The sequence below is a fragment of the Halopiger djelfimassiliensis genome, assembly GCF_000455365.1.
In the GTDB taxonomy this organism is placed as follows: domain Archaea; phylum Halobacteriota; class Halobacteria; order Halobacteriales; family Natrialbaceae; genus Halopiger_B; species Halopiger_B djelfimassiliensis.
Window position 1 is genome coordinate 920,035 of record NZ_HG315684.1, and the last position, 14,602, is coordinate 934,636.

14 protein-coding genes and 1 rRNA gene are annotated in these 14,602 nt (G+C 64.9%); 10 read left to right on the top strand and 5 right to left on the bottom strand.

The annotated features are described in order from the left end of the window. Positions 1–215 precede the first annotated feature (215 nt). The gene (locus TX80_RS04505; RefSeq protein ID WP_049921736.1) at positions 216–1,010 is read right to left on the bottom strand and encodes a helix-turn-helix transcriptional regulator; all 795 of its coding nucleotides are present in this window, start codon (positions 1,008–1,010) and stop codon (positions 216–218) included. Positions 1,011–1,227: 217 nt separating this feature from the next. Between TX80_RS04505 and TX80_RS04510 the strand changes: the two genes are divergently transcribed. Further along, positions 1,228–2,220: a DMT family transporter gene (locus TX80_RS04510; protein WP_049921737.1), complete on the top strand. Its 993-nt coding sequence runs from the start codon at positions 1,228–1,230 to the stop codon at positions 2,218–2,220. A gap of 283 nt (positions 2,221–2,503) precedes the next feature. On the opposite strand, the gene rdfA is transcribed toward TX80_RS04510, so the two are convergent. The 3 genes from rdfA to TX80_RS04530 form a co-directional block, all read right to left on the bottom strand. Next, positions 2,504–3,139: a rod-determining factor RdfA gene (gene rdfA / locus TX80_RS04515; RefSeq protein WP_049921740.1), complete on the bottom strand. Its 636-nt coding sequence runs from the start codon at positions 3,137–3,139 to the stop codon at positions 2,504–2,506. Between the two features lie 262 nt (positions 3,140–3,401). Continuing rightward, positions 3,402–4,763 carry a glycerate kinase type-2 family protein gene (locus tag TX80_RS04525; protein ID WP_049921746.1) on the bottom strand — a complete coding sequence of 454 codons (1,362 nt, stop codon included), beginning with the start codon at positions 4,761–4,763 and terminating at the stop codon, positions 3,402–3,404. A gap of 114 nt (positions 4,764–4,877) precedes the next feature. Further along, positions 4,878–7,145, bottom strand: a complete 2,268-nt coding sequence (locus TX80_RS04530) for an NADP-dependent malic enzyme (protein WP_049922205.1) — start codon at positions 7,143–7,145, stop codon at positions 4,878–4,880. A 147-nt stretch (positions 7,146–7,292) separates the two neighbouring features. On the opposite strand from TX80_RS04530, the gene TX80_RS04535 reads away from it, so the two are divergent. The 3 genes from TX80_RS04535 to TX80_RS04545 all read left to right on the top strand — a co-directional run bounded on the left by TX80_RS04535 (position 7,293) and on the right by TX80_RS04545 (position 8,651). After that, positions 7,293–7,649 carry a hypothetical protein gene (locus TX80_RS04535; RefSeq protein ID WP_049921748.1) on the top strand — a complete coding sequence of 119 codons (357 nt, stop codon included), beginning with the start codon at positions 7,293–7,295 and terminating at the stop codon, positions 7,647–7,649. Positions 7,650–7,734: 85 nt separating this feature from the next. Continuing rightward, positions 7,735–8,352 carry a hypothetical protein gene (locus tag TX80_RS18500; protein WP_081661438.1) on the top strand — a complete coding sequence of 206 codons (618 nt, stop codon included), beginning with the start codon at positions 7,735–7,737 and terminating at the stop codon, positions 8,350–8,352. Positions 8,353–8,444: 92 nt separating this feature from the next. Continuing rightward, positions 8,445–8,651, top strand: coding sequence for a heavy-metal-associated domain-containing protein (locus tag TX80_RS04545; RefSeq protein WP_049921749.1), 207 nt, complete (start codon positions 8,445–8,447; stop codon positions 8,649–8,651). A gap of 21 nt (positions 8,652–8,672) precedes the next feature. On the opposite strand, the gene rrf is transcribed toward TX80_RS04545, so the two are convergent. Then, positions 8,673–8,794: ribosomal RNA gene (rrf, locus tag TX80_RS04550) — 5S ribosomal RNA — on the bottom strand. Between the two features lie 287 nt (positions 8,795–9,081). Here rrf and TX80_RS04555 point away from each other — a divergent pair. The 6 genes from TX80_RS04555 to TX80_RS04580 all read left to right on the top strand — a co-directional run bounded on the left by TX80_RS04555 (position 9,082) and on the right by TX80_RS04580 (position 14,389). Further along, entirely contained in the window at positions 9,082–9,738 is a 657-nt protein-coding gene (locus TX80_RS04555; protein ID WP_049921751.1) for a helix-turn-helix domain-containing protein, read from the top strand. Between the two features lie 153 nt (positions 9,739–9,891). After that, positions 9,892–10,785, top strand: a complete 894-nt coding sequence (locus TX80_RS04560; RefSeq protein WP_049921752.1) for an alpha/beta fold hydrolase — start codon at positions 9,892–9,894, stop codon at positions 10,783–10,785. Positions 10,786–11,049: 264 nt separating this feature from the next. Beyond that, positions 11,050–11,841 carry an alpha/beta fold hydrolase gene (locus TX80_RS04565; RefSeq protein ID WP_049921754.1) on the top strand — a complete coding sequence of 264 codons (792 nt, stop codon included), beginning with the start codon at positions 11,050–11,052 and terminating at the stop codon, positions 11,839–11,841. 72 nt (positions 11,842–11,913) lie between these two features. Beyond that, positions 11,914–13,206 (top strand): DUF362 domain-containing protein, encoded by a 1,293-nt coding sequence (locus tag TX80_RS04570; protein WP_049921755.1) that lies wholly within the window; start codon positions 11,914–11,916, stop codon positions 13,204–13,206. Between the two features lie 50 nt (positions 13,207–13,256). Continuing rightward, on the top strand, positions 13,257–14,048 hold the full coding sequence (locus tag TX80_RS04575; protein WP_049921756.1) for an SDR family oxidoreductase: 792 nt from the start codon (positions 13,257–13,259) through the stop codon (positions 14,046–14,048). Continuing rightward, the gene (locus TX80_RS04580; RefSeq protein ID WP_049921757.1) at positions 14,045–14,389 is read left to right on the top strand and encodes a cupin domain-containing protein; all 345 of its coding nucleotides are present in this window, start codon (positions 14,045–14,047) and stop codon (positions 14,387–14,389) included. Before TX80_RS04575 ends, TX80_RS04580 begins: the two co-directional genes overlap by 4 nt. The last annotated feature ends 213 nt before the right edge of the window (positions 14,390–14,602 follow it).

Sequence of the window (14,602 nt, forward strand, 5' to 3'; positions counted from 1 at the left end):
GTTACGGGACGTTTTGCTGACGGGCAGATAACTATTTTCGCCGAAACACATGTCGTTCGTTCTCCTCGATATACGCCGGATGAAAACCCGAACAGCGGTTATCGGTACTGTCCGATACGGAAAATAATCCCGCCGTTCCGATCGATTCAGCCGGCCGGCCATCCGAACGGGACCGATCGAGAGCCGTCCTTCCCGCGGTTCACACCGGGCGGCGCTCACTCGCGCTCGAGTCTGTGTGCTTCGAGTGGCTCCGCAGCCGCCCAGTACTCCTCGATGGTGTCCCGCGCCCACGAGCGGACGGCGGCGTCGTCGACGTCGATGGACGCCCGCAAGACGCCGTGGTCGTCCCGCACGAGCAGGTAAACGAGGTCGTCGATGAGCATCACCGCGAGGGGCACGTCGTCCCGAGTCCTGACCGCCGTGTCGTCGGCTTCGAGGAGGCTCGTGAGCCGACGACGCAGGTCCGGATCGTCGGTGAGCGCTTCGATCGCGGCTCGCGAGAAGACACCCGTGAACGTCTGCTCGCCCGTCGTCGTCTGTTCCTGTACGACCGTGAGCGTCTGCTCGTTGAACGCGTGTGAGAGTGCCCGAACGTCCTCGGCGTCCTCGAGCAACTCGAGGAGCCGCTGGAGCGGCGCGCTCGGGCGCGTCCGGCTGGGAACGGTGATCGTCGCCTCGGAGAGGCGGCGGAGATCGAACGTCAGCGTCTCGGTCGGCAGGTACTCGACGATTCCGCGGAGCTTTCGTTCCGTCTCGAGGATGTCCCGCAGATCGGTGACTCCTGCCGAGACGAGCCGTCCCGTCGCCGTCGCGGTGTACTCGCTGCCATCGCGGGTGACCCACGAACGGTCGTCGAAATCGTCGAGAATCCGTCCGAGCGTTGCCTGCGAGGCCCCGGTCGCCTCGGCCAGTTCGCGTCGAGTGTACCGACCCGCCGAGAGCAACGCCAGCACCTCGACCCGATTGGGCGAGAGGGCGAGGAACTCGATCTCCTCGAGCGCCGATTCCATACCCGCCATCGTCGCCCGCGTGCTAAACCGCTTTCGTCCCGTGAAAGGATTGCACACTGTGTGTGTTCGCCGAGCTATCACGCGGGTTTCCCCTCGTGAAAGATTTTCTGAACGAACCTATCCCCTTCGCGCTCGTACCTGCTTCTATGACAGCGACTACACGTGTGCCGTTCGTGCTCCGGTCGGCACGCTCATCGGAAGTCCGCGAGGTGAGAGCGTGACGAGGAGCGACCGTCGCGTCCTCGGGCTCTTTCTGCTCTCGAGTCTCCTGTTCGGCGGGACGTTCGTCGCGGCGAAGGGCGGACTCGAGTACTTCCCGCCGCTTTTGTTCGTCGCGCTGCGGTTCGACGTCGCGGCCGCGGTCATGCTGGGCTACGCAGCCCTCACGTCGTCCCGGGCGGAACTGGTTCCGACGACACGGGGTGACCTCGTGGGGATCGTCGCAACCGGCGGACTCGTGATCGGACTGGCGAACGCGTTCCTGTTCGTCGGCCAGCAGTACGCCACCAGCGCGGTCGGGGCGATCGTCTTCAGTCTCAACCCGATCCTGACGCCGATGTTCGCCGCCGTGCTCCTGTCGGACGAGCGCCTCTCGGCCCGCGGCGCGGTCGGGATCGGCCTCGGCCTCGTCGGCGTCGGACTCGTGGTCAGCCCCGACCCCGCAAACTTGCTTTCCGGTGCCGTTCTCGGCAAGGCGATCCTGTTTGCCGGCGCGGTAAGCGCCGCGCTCGGTGCCGTTCTGATCCGCCGGGCGAACGCGACGCTCTCGAGTACGGTCCGGATCACCTGGGGTCTGCCACTCGCCGCGGCGCTCGTCCACGGCTGTTCGCTGGCTGCCGGCGAGTCGGCGTCGTCGATCGTCTGGACTCCCAACGCGGTTCTGGCGCTTGCCTACGTCAGTCTCTTCGCCGGGGTGCTCGCGTACATCGCCTACTTCGCGCTCCTCGATTCGGCCGGCGCGATCCGGTCGAACCTCGTCTTCTACGTCGTCCCGGTCGTCTCGACCGTCGGCGGATGGGCGCTGCTGGACGAGCGGATCGCACCGCTTGCCGTCGTCGGCTTCCTGACGATCTTCGCCGGGTTCGCGATCCTCGGAAGCGAATCGATCGACGTACCCCCACTGGGGTCGTGGGCACCGAGCGACACGCCGTTCGGGAGGGACGAGCATCCGCCGGTCGACGACGAACCGCGTGGCTACCGCGGCGACTGAAGTCTCAGGAGCGACGCTCGATCGCTCTCGACGGCGCTCGAGGGCCACAAGCTGCAGACGTTCGGCGATCTCGTGACCGGGCAAGGCGGTGACATCGTCGTCCCGGACGATTTTCCGTCCGGAAGTCGCGTTACCGACGCGTTCGACGGCATCGGCGCGCTCTTGCGGTGTCCGATCGAGTAACTACCAGAAACCGTAGCAGTATCGCTGCATGAGGAGTTTCGGAACAGGGAGGGCAACGATGACGTGCAAGGACCCTCGTTCAACCCGACCGCGTGGCCGGTTACTCTGTCGTCGACTGACAGTCACAGCCGCCCTGATCGAGGAGATCCCTGATCGTGTACTGTTGCTTGCAGTCCTCGCAGGTCACCGAGACGGTGACGAGCACGTTGAACTCCCCGATATCGAGCACGTCGCTGCGCTGAAGCTGGTCGACGGTATCCTCGGTAACCGCCGCGGTTCGGTTCCGGAGCGCCCCTAACTTGTCCCGACTGCGCTCGAGTCGCTCCTCGTCGCTCGGGGACTCGAGCGAGGCCTCGAGACAGTTCGTCAGGTGGTTGTAAACCGTCTGATGGGAGACGAAATCGCCCTGAACGTCCTCGACGTCGATTCCGTCGCGCTCGAGTTCCTTTCGGGTCTGGACCCGCGTCCCGCTGCTGACGTCGTCGCTGGTGAGCAGCCGGTAGGTGTTCTCGACCTCGCCGTCCTTGTACTGCAGGCCCGCATCGTCGAGTGCCGACTCGAGGACCCGCTGGTTCACGTGCTCGGCGAGGTCCCGGGTGCTGTAGCGCTCGTCCGTTCGGTCGGTCCAGTAGCTGACGAGTTCGTCGTCGAGCCCCACGAGGCCGTACCGGTCGGCGACGCGTCCGACCTTGCACCCACACGTCGCTCCCGACGCGTCGAGAGTAGTATCAGTCACTACCCGAAAGGTCGGTACTCGTCGTAAAAAACGTTCCGCACGAGGGTGTGTTTACAGCAATACGGGCGTAATGAGCCGCGGGTTCGATCCCCAGCCGATCCGGGCGTCGCCGTCCGGTACTCGAACGCGAGTCGATCACCCTCGAGAGAATACTTTGGCTTGAGGGAGATCCCAGTACGTATCCAGATATTGATGTACTCGAGCCGCCGGCGTGGCGTCGCGACGGTCGCTCGAGAGGAGGCCGATCCCGCCGGGATCGCAGTCACCCGGGCGACGAGTCGACGACGATCACGCGAAGATCGTTGACGTTGGTCCCCGTCGGTCCCGTTCTGATCGCGGCGGTTGCGTCCTCGAGAACGGGCAACGCGTCGTTTCGCGCGAGCGCGTTACGACCGGCCGCGTCCTCGACCGTCGTCGCGTCGGCGATCGCGCCGGCGGCGTCGGTCGCGCCGTCGCTCCCATCGGTGTCGACGCTCGAGACGACGATCCCCTCGTCCTCGAGTGCGACCGCGCCCCGAAGGACGAACTCCTGATTCGGCCCGCCGCGTCCGTAGTCGTCGCCGAGCGTGACCGTCGTCTCGCCGCCAGACAGGAACACCGCCGGCGGGGAACCCGGGTTGCCGGTCTCGCGACACTCCTCGGCGATAGCGACGTGGGTGAGTGCGGACTCCCGGGCCTCCCCGCGAACGCGCGCCGAGAGGACGACCGGATCGTATCCGCGGTCGCGAGCGACCGCACGGGCCGCTTCGAGGGCAGTCCGGCCGTTCCCGATGACGTGAGTATGTGTTCGATCGAACGCCGGATCGGCCGCCGTCGGCGTCTCCGGCCGATCGCCGTCATCGCCGGCCCGGAACCGTTCCACGACCGCGTCGGGAACCGCGAGGTCGTACCGCTCGAGCACCGCGAGCGCGTCCGCGTACGTCGACGGGTCCGGAGCGGTCGGCCCGCTGGCGATCACGCTCGGGTCGTCGCCGACGACGTCGCTGAGGACGACCGTCGCGACGGTCGCAGGGGCTGCGATACGGGCGAGTCGACCCCCCTTGATCGCCGAACAGTGTTTCCGGACGGCGTTGATCTCGTCGATCGTCGCTCCGCAGGCGAGCAGTTCCCGGGTCACTGCCCGGAGGTCCGACAGCGAAAGCGGCGACGCCGGGGCCGAAAGCAACGCGCTTCCACCGCCCGTGATAGCCGCGAGGACGAGATCGTCCTCCCCGGCCCGCTCCGCGAGATCGAGGACGCGACGGGTGTGTTCGACCCCGTCCCGGCTCGGTACCGGATGCTCCCCGGGAACCACGTCGACGACCGCGGTGCTCGCCGGGTCGTCCGTGACGACAACTCCCTCGGTCAGCCACTCGCCGAGTTCGCGCTCGATCGCGCTCGCGACGTGTCCGGCCGCGTTGCCGCCGCCGACGAGGACGACGCCGTCGACGGCCTCCAGATCGTACTCGACCGTCGTTCCCGAGACGTCTTCGACGACGAGGATCCCGTCCCGGACGGCGATCGTCTCGTCGACCAGAGCGTCGGGGTGAGCGGCTTCGATTCCCGCACGGAGACACTCGAGCGCAACGTCGTGGGTGGCAGAGCGAGCGAGGTCACCGCGGCGTCGAAACCGAATATCGACCATGCGGGAACCTATCGGGAAGAGCGGAATGTATCTATCGCGTCCGGCTCCAGTAACAACTGACACGACTCACACACCGATCGCACAGCCCTCGTGCGATCGGGTGTGTAGTGACTTTCAGTGGCTACTATAGTCCGACTGCTGGCTTTCGACCGTCGCAACCGCGGCCAGGTTCACGATGTCCTTGACCTCGTCGTCGCGCTGGAGGACGTGGACCGGCTTCGCCATGCCGGCGAGCATCGGTCCGACCGCCTCGGCCCCGCCCAGCCGCTGGAGGAGTTTGTACGCGATGTTGCCCGCTTCGAGGTTCGGCAACACGAGCACGTTCGCCGGTTCGTCGAGGGCCGCGAACTCATAGGTCCCCTGAAGCGTCTCCTCGAGGACGGCCGTGTCGGCTTGCATCTCGCCGTCGACGGGAAAGTCGATGTCGGGATCCGTCCGGAGCCGTTCGGCCGCGCGTCGCGGTTTTCGCGTTCCCTCGTTGTCGACGCTGCCGAAATCGGAGTACGACAGCAACGCGACTCGCGGGTCGACGTCGAACCGGCGCGCGATGTCGGCCGCGTGACGGGCCACCTCCGCGAGCGTCTCCGCGCCGGGATCCTGATTGACCGTCGCGTCGGCGAGAAAGACCACGCGGTTTTTGAACGTCAGCATGTAGACGCCGGCGGCGTGATCGACGCCGTCAGCCGTCCCGATCACCTGCAACACCGGACGCAGCGCCGACGGATAGTGGTGTGTCAACCCCGTCAACATCGCGTCGGCGTCGCCTCGCTCGACCATGACCGACGCGAAGTAGTTGCCGTCCCGGATGAACTCCTCGGCCTCCGTTCGCGTGATCCCCTTGCGCTTGCGGCGCTCGTAGAGCGCGTCGACGTACTCCTCGTACGGTTCGGCCGTCGGATCCACCACGTCGGGATCGAACGCCAGTCCGAGATCATCGGCGATGCGCTCGATGCGCTCGCCGTTCCCGATCAACACCGGCTCCGCGACGTTTCGCTCCTCGAGTTGGTGTGCCGCGCGGACGATCTTCTCGTTGTGGCCCTCCGCGAGGGCGACGCGCTTCGGATCGCTCTTTGCCTTGTTGAGGACGACACGCATCATCTCGCGGGATTTCCCCAGTCGCGCCTCGAGGCGTTCGACGTACGGCTCGCGCTCGAGTGTCGTCCGTGCCGCGCCGCTGTCGATCGCGGCCCGTGCGACGGCGGGCGCGACCTCGAACAGTACGCGGGGGTCCATCGGCTTCGGAATGATGTACTCGGGACCGAACTGGAGGGGTTGATCGCCGTAGGCCTCGCGTACGGCGTCGGGGACGTCTTTCCGGGCGAGATCGGCGAGCGCCCTCGCGGCGGCGACTTTCATCTGTTCGTTGATCTCGGTCGCGCGGACGTCGAGCGCGCCACGGAAGATGAAGGGAAAGCCGAGGACGTTGTTGACCTGATTGGGATAATCCGACCGTCCCGTGGCCATGATAACCGTGTCCTCGCGCGCCGCTTTCGCCCGCTCGTACCCGATCTCGGGGTCGGGGTTGGCCATCGCGAAGACGATCGGATCGCCGGCCATCGATCGGATCATCTCCTCGTCGACGATGCCCCCGACCGAGAGGCCGACGAAGACGTCCGCGTCGACCATCGCGTCCGCGAGGTCCCCCTCCGGGATATCGCGAGCGAACTCGCGGTTGTACGGGTTCAACTCGCCCGCTTTTGCACGCTCGGTAGTGAGGATGCCGTCGATGTCGACCATCGTGATGTTCGCCGGCCGGACGCCCAGCGAGACGTAAAACCGGGCCGTCGCGACCGCCGCGGCCCCCGCGCCGGCAAACGTCACCTTCAGCGACTCGAGATCCTTGTCGGCGATGTCGGCGGCGTTCACCAACGCCGCGCCGCTGATGATCGCAGTCCCGTGCTGGTCGTCGTGGAAGACGGGGATCGACAACCGCTCTCTGAGTCGCTCCTCGATGGTGAAACACGCCGGGGCCGCGATGTCCTCGAGGTTGATCCCGCCGAACGTCGGCTCCATCCCGGCGACCGATTCGACGAACGCGTCCGGATCGTCGTGGTCGAGTTCGATATCGAACACGTCGATATCGGCGAAGCGTTTGAACAACACGCCCTTCCCTTCCATAACCGGTTTCGACGCCTGCGGACCGATGTCGCCCAACCCGAGCACCGCGCTGCCGTTGGAGACGACGCCGACCAGATTCCCCTTCCCCGTATACCGGTAGGCCGCGTCAGTGTCGTCGGCGATGGCCCGACAGGGACCGGCGACCCCGGGGGAGTACGCCAGACTCAACTCCCGCTGCGTGTTCGTCGGTTTCGTCGTCCGCGTTTCGGTCTTGCCGGGCGGTCGCCGCTCGTGGTACTCGAGCGACTCGTCTTCCAGTGACATACCGGCGGTTTCGGTCATACGTGCAAAAGCCTGTGGATCGGCCACCACATCGGGACACGAACGCCGATCGTTCGTGAAGTCGTCCGATTCCGGCGTGGCGAATGCAGGCACTACCGGCTTGTCGCGAGTGGTGATACGGTCCGAACGATGGCACCCTCGTTTACGGACGATGACGTCGGCAAAACCGTCGAAAAAGCCGACGGAACGGCGCTCGGACGCGTGACGACGATCGAGGAAGACGGAACCGCTCGCGTCGAACCGGACCCCGACATCGTCGAGACGCTCAAGGCACGACTCGGCTGGAGCGACATCGGGGAGTCCTTCCTGCTGGAGGCCGATTCGGTCTTCGAGATCACTGACACCAGAATCCGGCTCGAAGAGGGTATCAGCGACCCGCAAGACCGGCCGCAACCGAAAGGGAGCGACGACTCGACGCGGACCGACATCTCCGACGAACGAACGGAGTCGGCGGTCGAACGGGACCCGGACACCGGGTCGTCGTGAGCACGGTCGCCTTCGTCCGCACTGGCGCGCCGGCCGGCCGTTGCAGGCACCACTGGCTTGTCTCGAGTGGCGATACTGCCGCGATATGTGTGGCTCCATAACGGACGACGACGTGGGAAAACGCGTCGAAAACGCCGACGGAGAGGTGGTCGGCGTCGTCGCGAGCGTCGACGAGGGGATCGCCCACGTCAGACCGAAACCCGGAGCCGTAGAGTCGATCAAATCCTCGCTTGGCTGGGAGAGCCGAGCCGACGATCCGCTGCCGCTCGATCCCGACGCGATACGCGCGGTCACCGACGATGCGGTACGGCTCGAGGGCGATCTCCTGTCCGATTCCGAACCCGATCGCGAGTCCCGTACAGGAGACACCACCCGGGATCGGGAGCCGAACATCGAGGTCCGCCCCGACCAGTTCGAGGAACGGACCGACGCGGCCGTCGACCCCACCGACGAACACCGGCGAACGGACGCCTCGATCGATCCCGACGACGAGCACCGTCGCACCGATGCCGAAATCGAGCGGGGACGAGAGGCGACGACCGAGGATATGGACCCGGCCGCGCGGGTGACGGAACCCGAGTCCGGCCCCGGTCGACACCCCGATACGGACGCCGGACGGAACGGCGACGAACGCCGACGATCGGACACCGGCCGACGAACGGCGGACGAAAATCGGGACCACGATCCTGACGCCGACCAGTAAGCGTCCGCGCTCCTCGGATACCGGGATCGGTCGAATAATCCGGAAATCGGCATCGGCGCAACCGTTTTCGCGTTGAGATGATAACACTGCGCATGGAGCGCGTAACGCTATCGGTCGCGGGCCTGTCGTGTGAGAGTTGCGAACGAACCATCGAGCACTCGCTTACGACGGTCGACGGCGTAACGCGGGTGGAGGCCCACCACGAGGCGGAGACGGTCGATGTCGTCGTCACGGATGACGTATCGGCGGACGACCTCTCGGATGCGATCCGCGATGCGGGCTACGAGCCGCTGGCCTGACGGTGATACGAGGAATGAATAGCGAGGCGGCGAGCCGACGTTCCCAGAGGGTCGCCCACTCCAGTAGTTGCCGGGACGCTGGCGGGCTTAACGTCCGTGTTCGGGATGGGTACGGGTGTTTCCCCGCCGCTGTGGCCGCCTCAATGCCGACCCGCGGAGTCGAACCGCAGTACGCCACCGTCGGTCGAGTACGAACGTTCGTCTCTCGAGCAAGAACGTAACCGTTTCGAAACGGTCGTGTCACTTCCGGCTGCTCGAGTCGGGGGCTGCCCGACCTCGAGTCGGATTCGGTGGCGGTGAAACGGCCGTTGGCGGCCGCACCGACGTCATCCCGAATCGCTTTCGCTGTTGATCCGGGCCTTCAGAACCGGTTTCATCCCGGATGTGTTCTCTAGACACAACTTTAAGCGATCCCACTCGAAGTCATCGTATGCGGTATCTCACGGTTCTCGTCAAACCGAAGGAAGGGAGTGCATTCCATCCACTCGGAAGGCAGTTGGCGGCCGCACCTTCTATCAAGCGGAGAGCCATTCATCACGTCGAGCTGCTCGCTGATGATAGCGTGTTGCTATGTGCCGAGGCGAGCGGCGACCTGGATCGCTACAAGCAAATTATGACGGATTCGCCGCATGTGACCGAGTATCTTCTCTCCGGAGATGACCGCTGGCTGGCTGTGAGTCAGTTTACACCGACAGCGGGGACTCGCCGAGCGCTGGAGCTACAGCGGGATTCACAGCTGGTGATTGAGACGCCGATTTACTTTACTTCCGATGGCTTTCTCAAGGTGACATGCCTGGGAAGTGACGAGACGTTCGAAACACTGCTCGAAGATATCAAGGATGTCGAATCGATCACGGCGGAGATCCTCGAGATGGGTGAGTACGACCCCACCGAATCATCGTTCAGCAGGATGTTCACAGTTCGACAAGAGGAAGTGCTAGAGGTGGCAGTTGATCTGGGATATTATACCGTCCCTCGCCAAGCGACACTCGAGGACATTGCCGAGGTCGTCGGGATCGCTCCTGCGACGGTGGGCGAACATCTTCGAAAAGTCGAAGCACGTGTGTTTAGCGAAATCGTTCGCTGAGATGGTTCGAATCGGGACGACTGTTTAAAAAGAACCCGATGACTGCGGCAGTAACCATATTCAGCGCTGTCCGGTATTCTCACCTGTCACACGGTGACTGTCAGTGCAGATGCCACAACTACTGGAACGGGTTGTCGTTGCAAACCACTACTGATGACGGACACGGAATCACGCCCGGCTACTGATGCATCGTTACTCGCCGATCAGAGCGTCGAATCCACCTATCGCAGCGTTAATGGCGTCCAACTACACGTCGTTGTCGCGGGCGATCCCGACGCGCCACTGGTCGTCTTGCTGCATGGACATCCCGACTTCTGGTACGGCTGGCGCGCCCAGATCAGTTCGCTCGTCGAAGCCGGCTACCGGGTTGTCGTCCCTGACCAGCGAGGGTGCAATCTGAGCGCCGCTCCCGACGGAATCGATTCCTATCGGATCGCGGAACTCACCGCAGACGTCTGCGAATTGATCCACAGCGAGGGACGGGAGTCGGCACACGTTGTCGGGCACGACTTCGGCGCGTTCGTCGCCTGGAACGTTGCACTCCGTCGGCCATCCCTCGTCGACCGGCTCGGAATCTTGAATGTCCCACATCCAACGGTATACCGAAACGTCGTCCGATCCAGTCCCCGACAGCTTGCCCGGAGCTGGTACGTGTGGTTCTATCAGCTACCAGCGCTACCCGAATGGCTACTGGGCCGGAACGATGCAGAGATGATGGTTACTGCGCTCGAAGTAACGTCAAACCCTGGAACGTTCGACGAAGAAACGATCCAGCGCTACCGGGCGGCTTGGTGCCACACCGGGGTCGGACCGCGGATAAACTGGTATCGTGGGTTCCGACGGTCGGACGGTCCACCACGCGACACCGTTGTCCAGCCGACGCTGATTTGTTGGGGAAAAGACGACATCGCGCTCGTCCCCTCGATGGCCCGAAAGAGCGTCGACTACTGTGAGGACGGGCAGTTACGGATGTACCCTGACACATCACATTGGGTCCATCATGAACGGGAAGAGGTAACTGAGGAACTACTCCGTCACCTCTCCTAACCAACAGAACGAAGTATCGTCCTCCCGAGACTCGGTGCTCGTAGCAGGAGGCCAGCTGGGCCAGCCTCGAGACGGGTGCCGAGCGCGCTGCCACCGTTATTTTGTATCGCGGGATAGGGTTTACAGTAGGGCAGAAAGGACCACGGACTTGGTTCGGCTGTACGGCGTCCTCGAGTCCGATTACGAACCCGCGGGGAACCGAACGCTCCGTTCGCCGTTGTATGCCGGCCCGAGCACTAAGGTCATCGTCGTCGGAAAGACGGTATGAGCGGATCTGGCGAACTCGAGCGAAACGTCGACGTTGACGGCCCGGCGGACGCACAGGCGATCGTGTTCGTTCACGGGGCCGTGATGACGCGACAGATGTGGCTGCCACAGCGGCGTGACCTTGCCGGGGAGTTTCGCGTCGTCGCCCCGGACCTGCCCGGACACGGAACGCGAGCGCACGAACGCTTCCAGCTCGAGCCGGCGGTCGCCCAGCTCCGGGAGGTAATCCGAAACGACACCGACGGGACGGCGATTCTCGTGGGGCTTTCGCTTGGCGGCTACGTCGCGACGGAGTACGCCCATCGCCATCCCAGCGACGTCGACGGGTTGGTACTGTCCGGAAGCAGCGCGAACCCGGTTCGAGGGCTGGAACTGCTGACGCGAGCGACCGGCGGACTGGCGCGACTCGTGACGAAACCGGATCTCGGCAAACGCGGCGTCGAGTGGGTCGCGACGCGGTGGGTTCGCAACCGCGACCTCCCGTCGGACATCGAAACGGCGATCATCGAGGCCGGCTTCTACCCGAAACCGTTCGGGGAGGCCGGACCAGATATCGCGGGCCGGGACTTCCGGACTGCGCTGTCGACGTATCCCGGTCCGACGCTCGTGCTCAACGGCGAAAACGACACGATCATGCGCCGCGGCGAGCAGGCCCACGCGGCCGCCGCTCAGAACGGTCGCGTCGAGGTACTCGCGGACGTCGGCCACATCTGTAATCTCCACCGGCCGGCGGCGTACACGTCCCACGTTCGCCGGTTCGCCCGCCGAACCGTCGCGGCCGGCCAGTAACGCAACGGTGTGTCGGCTCGAGGCCACATCGGGCCTCGCCAACGATATATGCGGGCCGTCAGTAGCTGCCCTATGGAGTTTCCCGATCGGGACGACCTCGACGACCTCATCGAGCCACAGCCGCTCCCGTCGTTCGCTCGAGTCAGCTACGAGCCGTCCGCGGAAACGCTTTCGGACCCGTCGGCTGCGACGCGGTCGGAGCTGCAAGGGCTGGCCCTTGCCGACCTCGAGCCCGGATCGACGGTCGCCGTCGGCGTCGGGAGCAGGGGGATCCACGCGATCGACGAGATTACCGCGGCGACGGTTTCGTTCCTCGAGGATCGGGGGTTCGAGTCCGTCATCGTTCCGGCGATGGGGAGCCACGGCGGGGCGACCCCCGACGGGCAACGCGAGGTGCTCGAGACGCTCGGGATCACCGAACGGACCGCCGGAGCCCCGATCGATGCGCGGATGGCCGTCGAGAGGGTCGGGACCGTCGACGTCGGGGCCACCGCGACGCCGGTTTTCTTCGCGACCGCAGCGCTCGAGGCCGACGCCGTCCTGGTGATAAACCGGATCAAACCGCATACGAACTTCACCGGCCGGATCGAAAGCGGCCTCTGTAAGATGCTCACGGTCGGCCTCGGTAAACAACGTGGCGCGCAGGCGTTTCACGCGACGGCGCTCGAGGAAGGATACGTGCCGACGATCGAGTCGTTACTGGGGACCATCCGGGAGTCGGTACCGCTGCTCGGCGGCCTCGCAGTCGTCGAGAACTTCCACGAACGGATCGGCCACGTCGAGGCGATTCCGGCGGACTCGCTCGAGGAGCGCGAACCCGCCCTCCTCGAGCGGGCACGGGCGGAGATGGCGACGCTCCCGGTCGACGACATCGATCTGCTGGTCGTCGACGAACTCGGCAAGGAGATCTCCGGCGCGGGGATGGACACGAACGTGATCGGCCGGTATCGCGTCCGCAACGCGCCCGACCCCGAGCGACCGTCGATCGAGTTGATCTACGCCCGCGGACTCACCGCGGAGACACACGGGAACGGCAACGGGATCGGGTTGGCCGATCTCACCCGGCGCGAGGCGGTCGAACAGCTCGATCTCCGAAAAACCTACGCGAACGCGCTAACGAGCGGCTCGCTCGCGAAAGTGCGACTGCCACCGGTCGTCCCTGACGACGAACTCGCGTTCCGGGTCGCACTAAACGCACTCGGCGGATACGACCCCGATACCGTCAGGATCGTCTGGATCGAGAACACAACCGATCTCGCGGAGTTCCGCGTCTCGGAGCCGGTCCTCGAGACGCTTCCAGCGGGGGTTTCCGTGCTCGAGCACGAACGGCTCGCGTTCGAGGACGGAACGGCAGCCTTCGAGTAAGCGGTGCCGCAACCAAATCTTTTTCGTCGTCGTCGGGGAGTACGGACCACATGGACCTTCGTATCGACGGCAACGCGGCGCTCGTAACGGCATCCTCGAGCGGTCTCGGTAAGGCGTCGGCGAAAGCGCTGGCTCGAGAGGGGGCAAACGTCGTCATCAACGGTCGCGACGCCGATCGGCTGGCGGACGCGAAGGCGGACGTCGAGGCGGTCGCTTCGGGGGACGTCGTCGCCCAGCAGGGCGACCTCACCGACGAGGGCGACATCGAGCGGCTGGTCGAGACGACCGTCGAGGAGTTCGGCGGCCTCGATCACCTCGTGACCAGCGCCGGCGGCCCGCCGTCTGGACCGTTCCTCGAGACCGACGACGAGGACTGGTACGACGCCTACGACCTGCTCGTGATGAGCGTCGTTCGTCTCGCACGCGAGGCCGAACCCCACCTCCGCGAGGGGGACGAACAGGGAACGATCGTGACCATCACCTCGAGAAGCGTCAAGGAGGCCATCGACGACCTCGTGCTGTCGAACGCGGTCCGAATGAGCGTTATCGGACTCGAGAAAACCCTCTCGCAGGAGTTCGCCCCCGACGTGCGAGCGAACGCGGTGTTACCCGGCCCACACGAAACCGAACGCATCGAGGAACTCGTCGAGCAGGCCGTCGACCGCGGCGACTACGACTCCTACGAGGAGGGGCTGGCCGACTGGGCGAGTAACCCGCTCGAGCGGGTCGGCCAACCTATGGAACTGGGCAACACCGTCGCTTACCTCTCGTCGCCGCTGTCGGGATTCATCAACGGCGAGAGCGTGTTGATCGACGGCGGATCCACGGGGGCGAACCTATGAAGCCGGTCGAGTTCGACGACGCCGAGACGTACGAACCCGACGAGGGGTGGCGACGCGTCTCGCTGGCCGGCAGCGACCGCTTTTCCTTCGAGTGGTTCGAGAAACCGCCCGGCCACAGCTCCCCGATGCACGACCACGAGAACGAACAGGTCTGTCTCTGTCTGCAGGGGGAGCTGACGGTCGCAACCGAAGACGAGGAGATTACGCTCGAGCAGTACGACTCGGTCTGGCTCGACGCGTGGGAGCGCCACCGGGTCGCAAACGACGGGGACGAATTGGCGGTCGGCCTCGACGTGTTCGCGCCCGGGCGGTCGTTCGATTTCTGGACCGACGAGGAGTAAGCGCCTGACTGCTACCCGGACGAGCCGTCTCCGGACCGCTTTCGCTCGAGAATCGACGCCCAGCCGTCATCGGACCGTGTTCCGGATGGTCCGTGTCGTCCACCCTATAAATCAAATATCGATATATGGAATTAGCAGTAACCGCTTGAGAACCCACACCGGCGGAGGAAACCCGCAACACAGCGCGGGCGCAAGCGAAACCGGAAGGCTGTG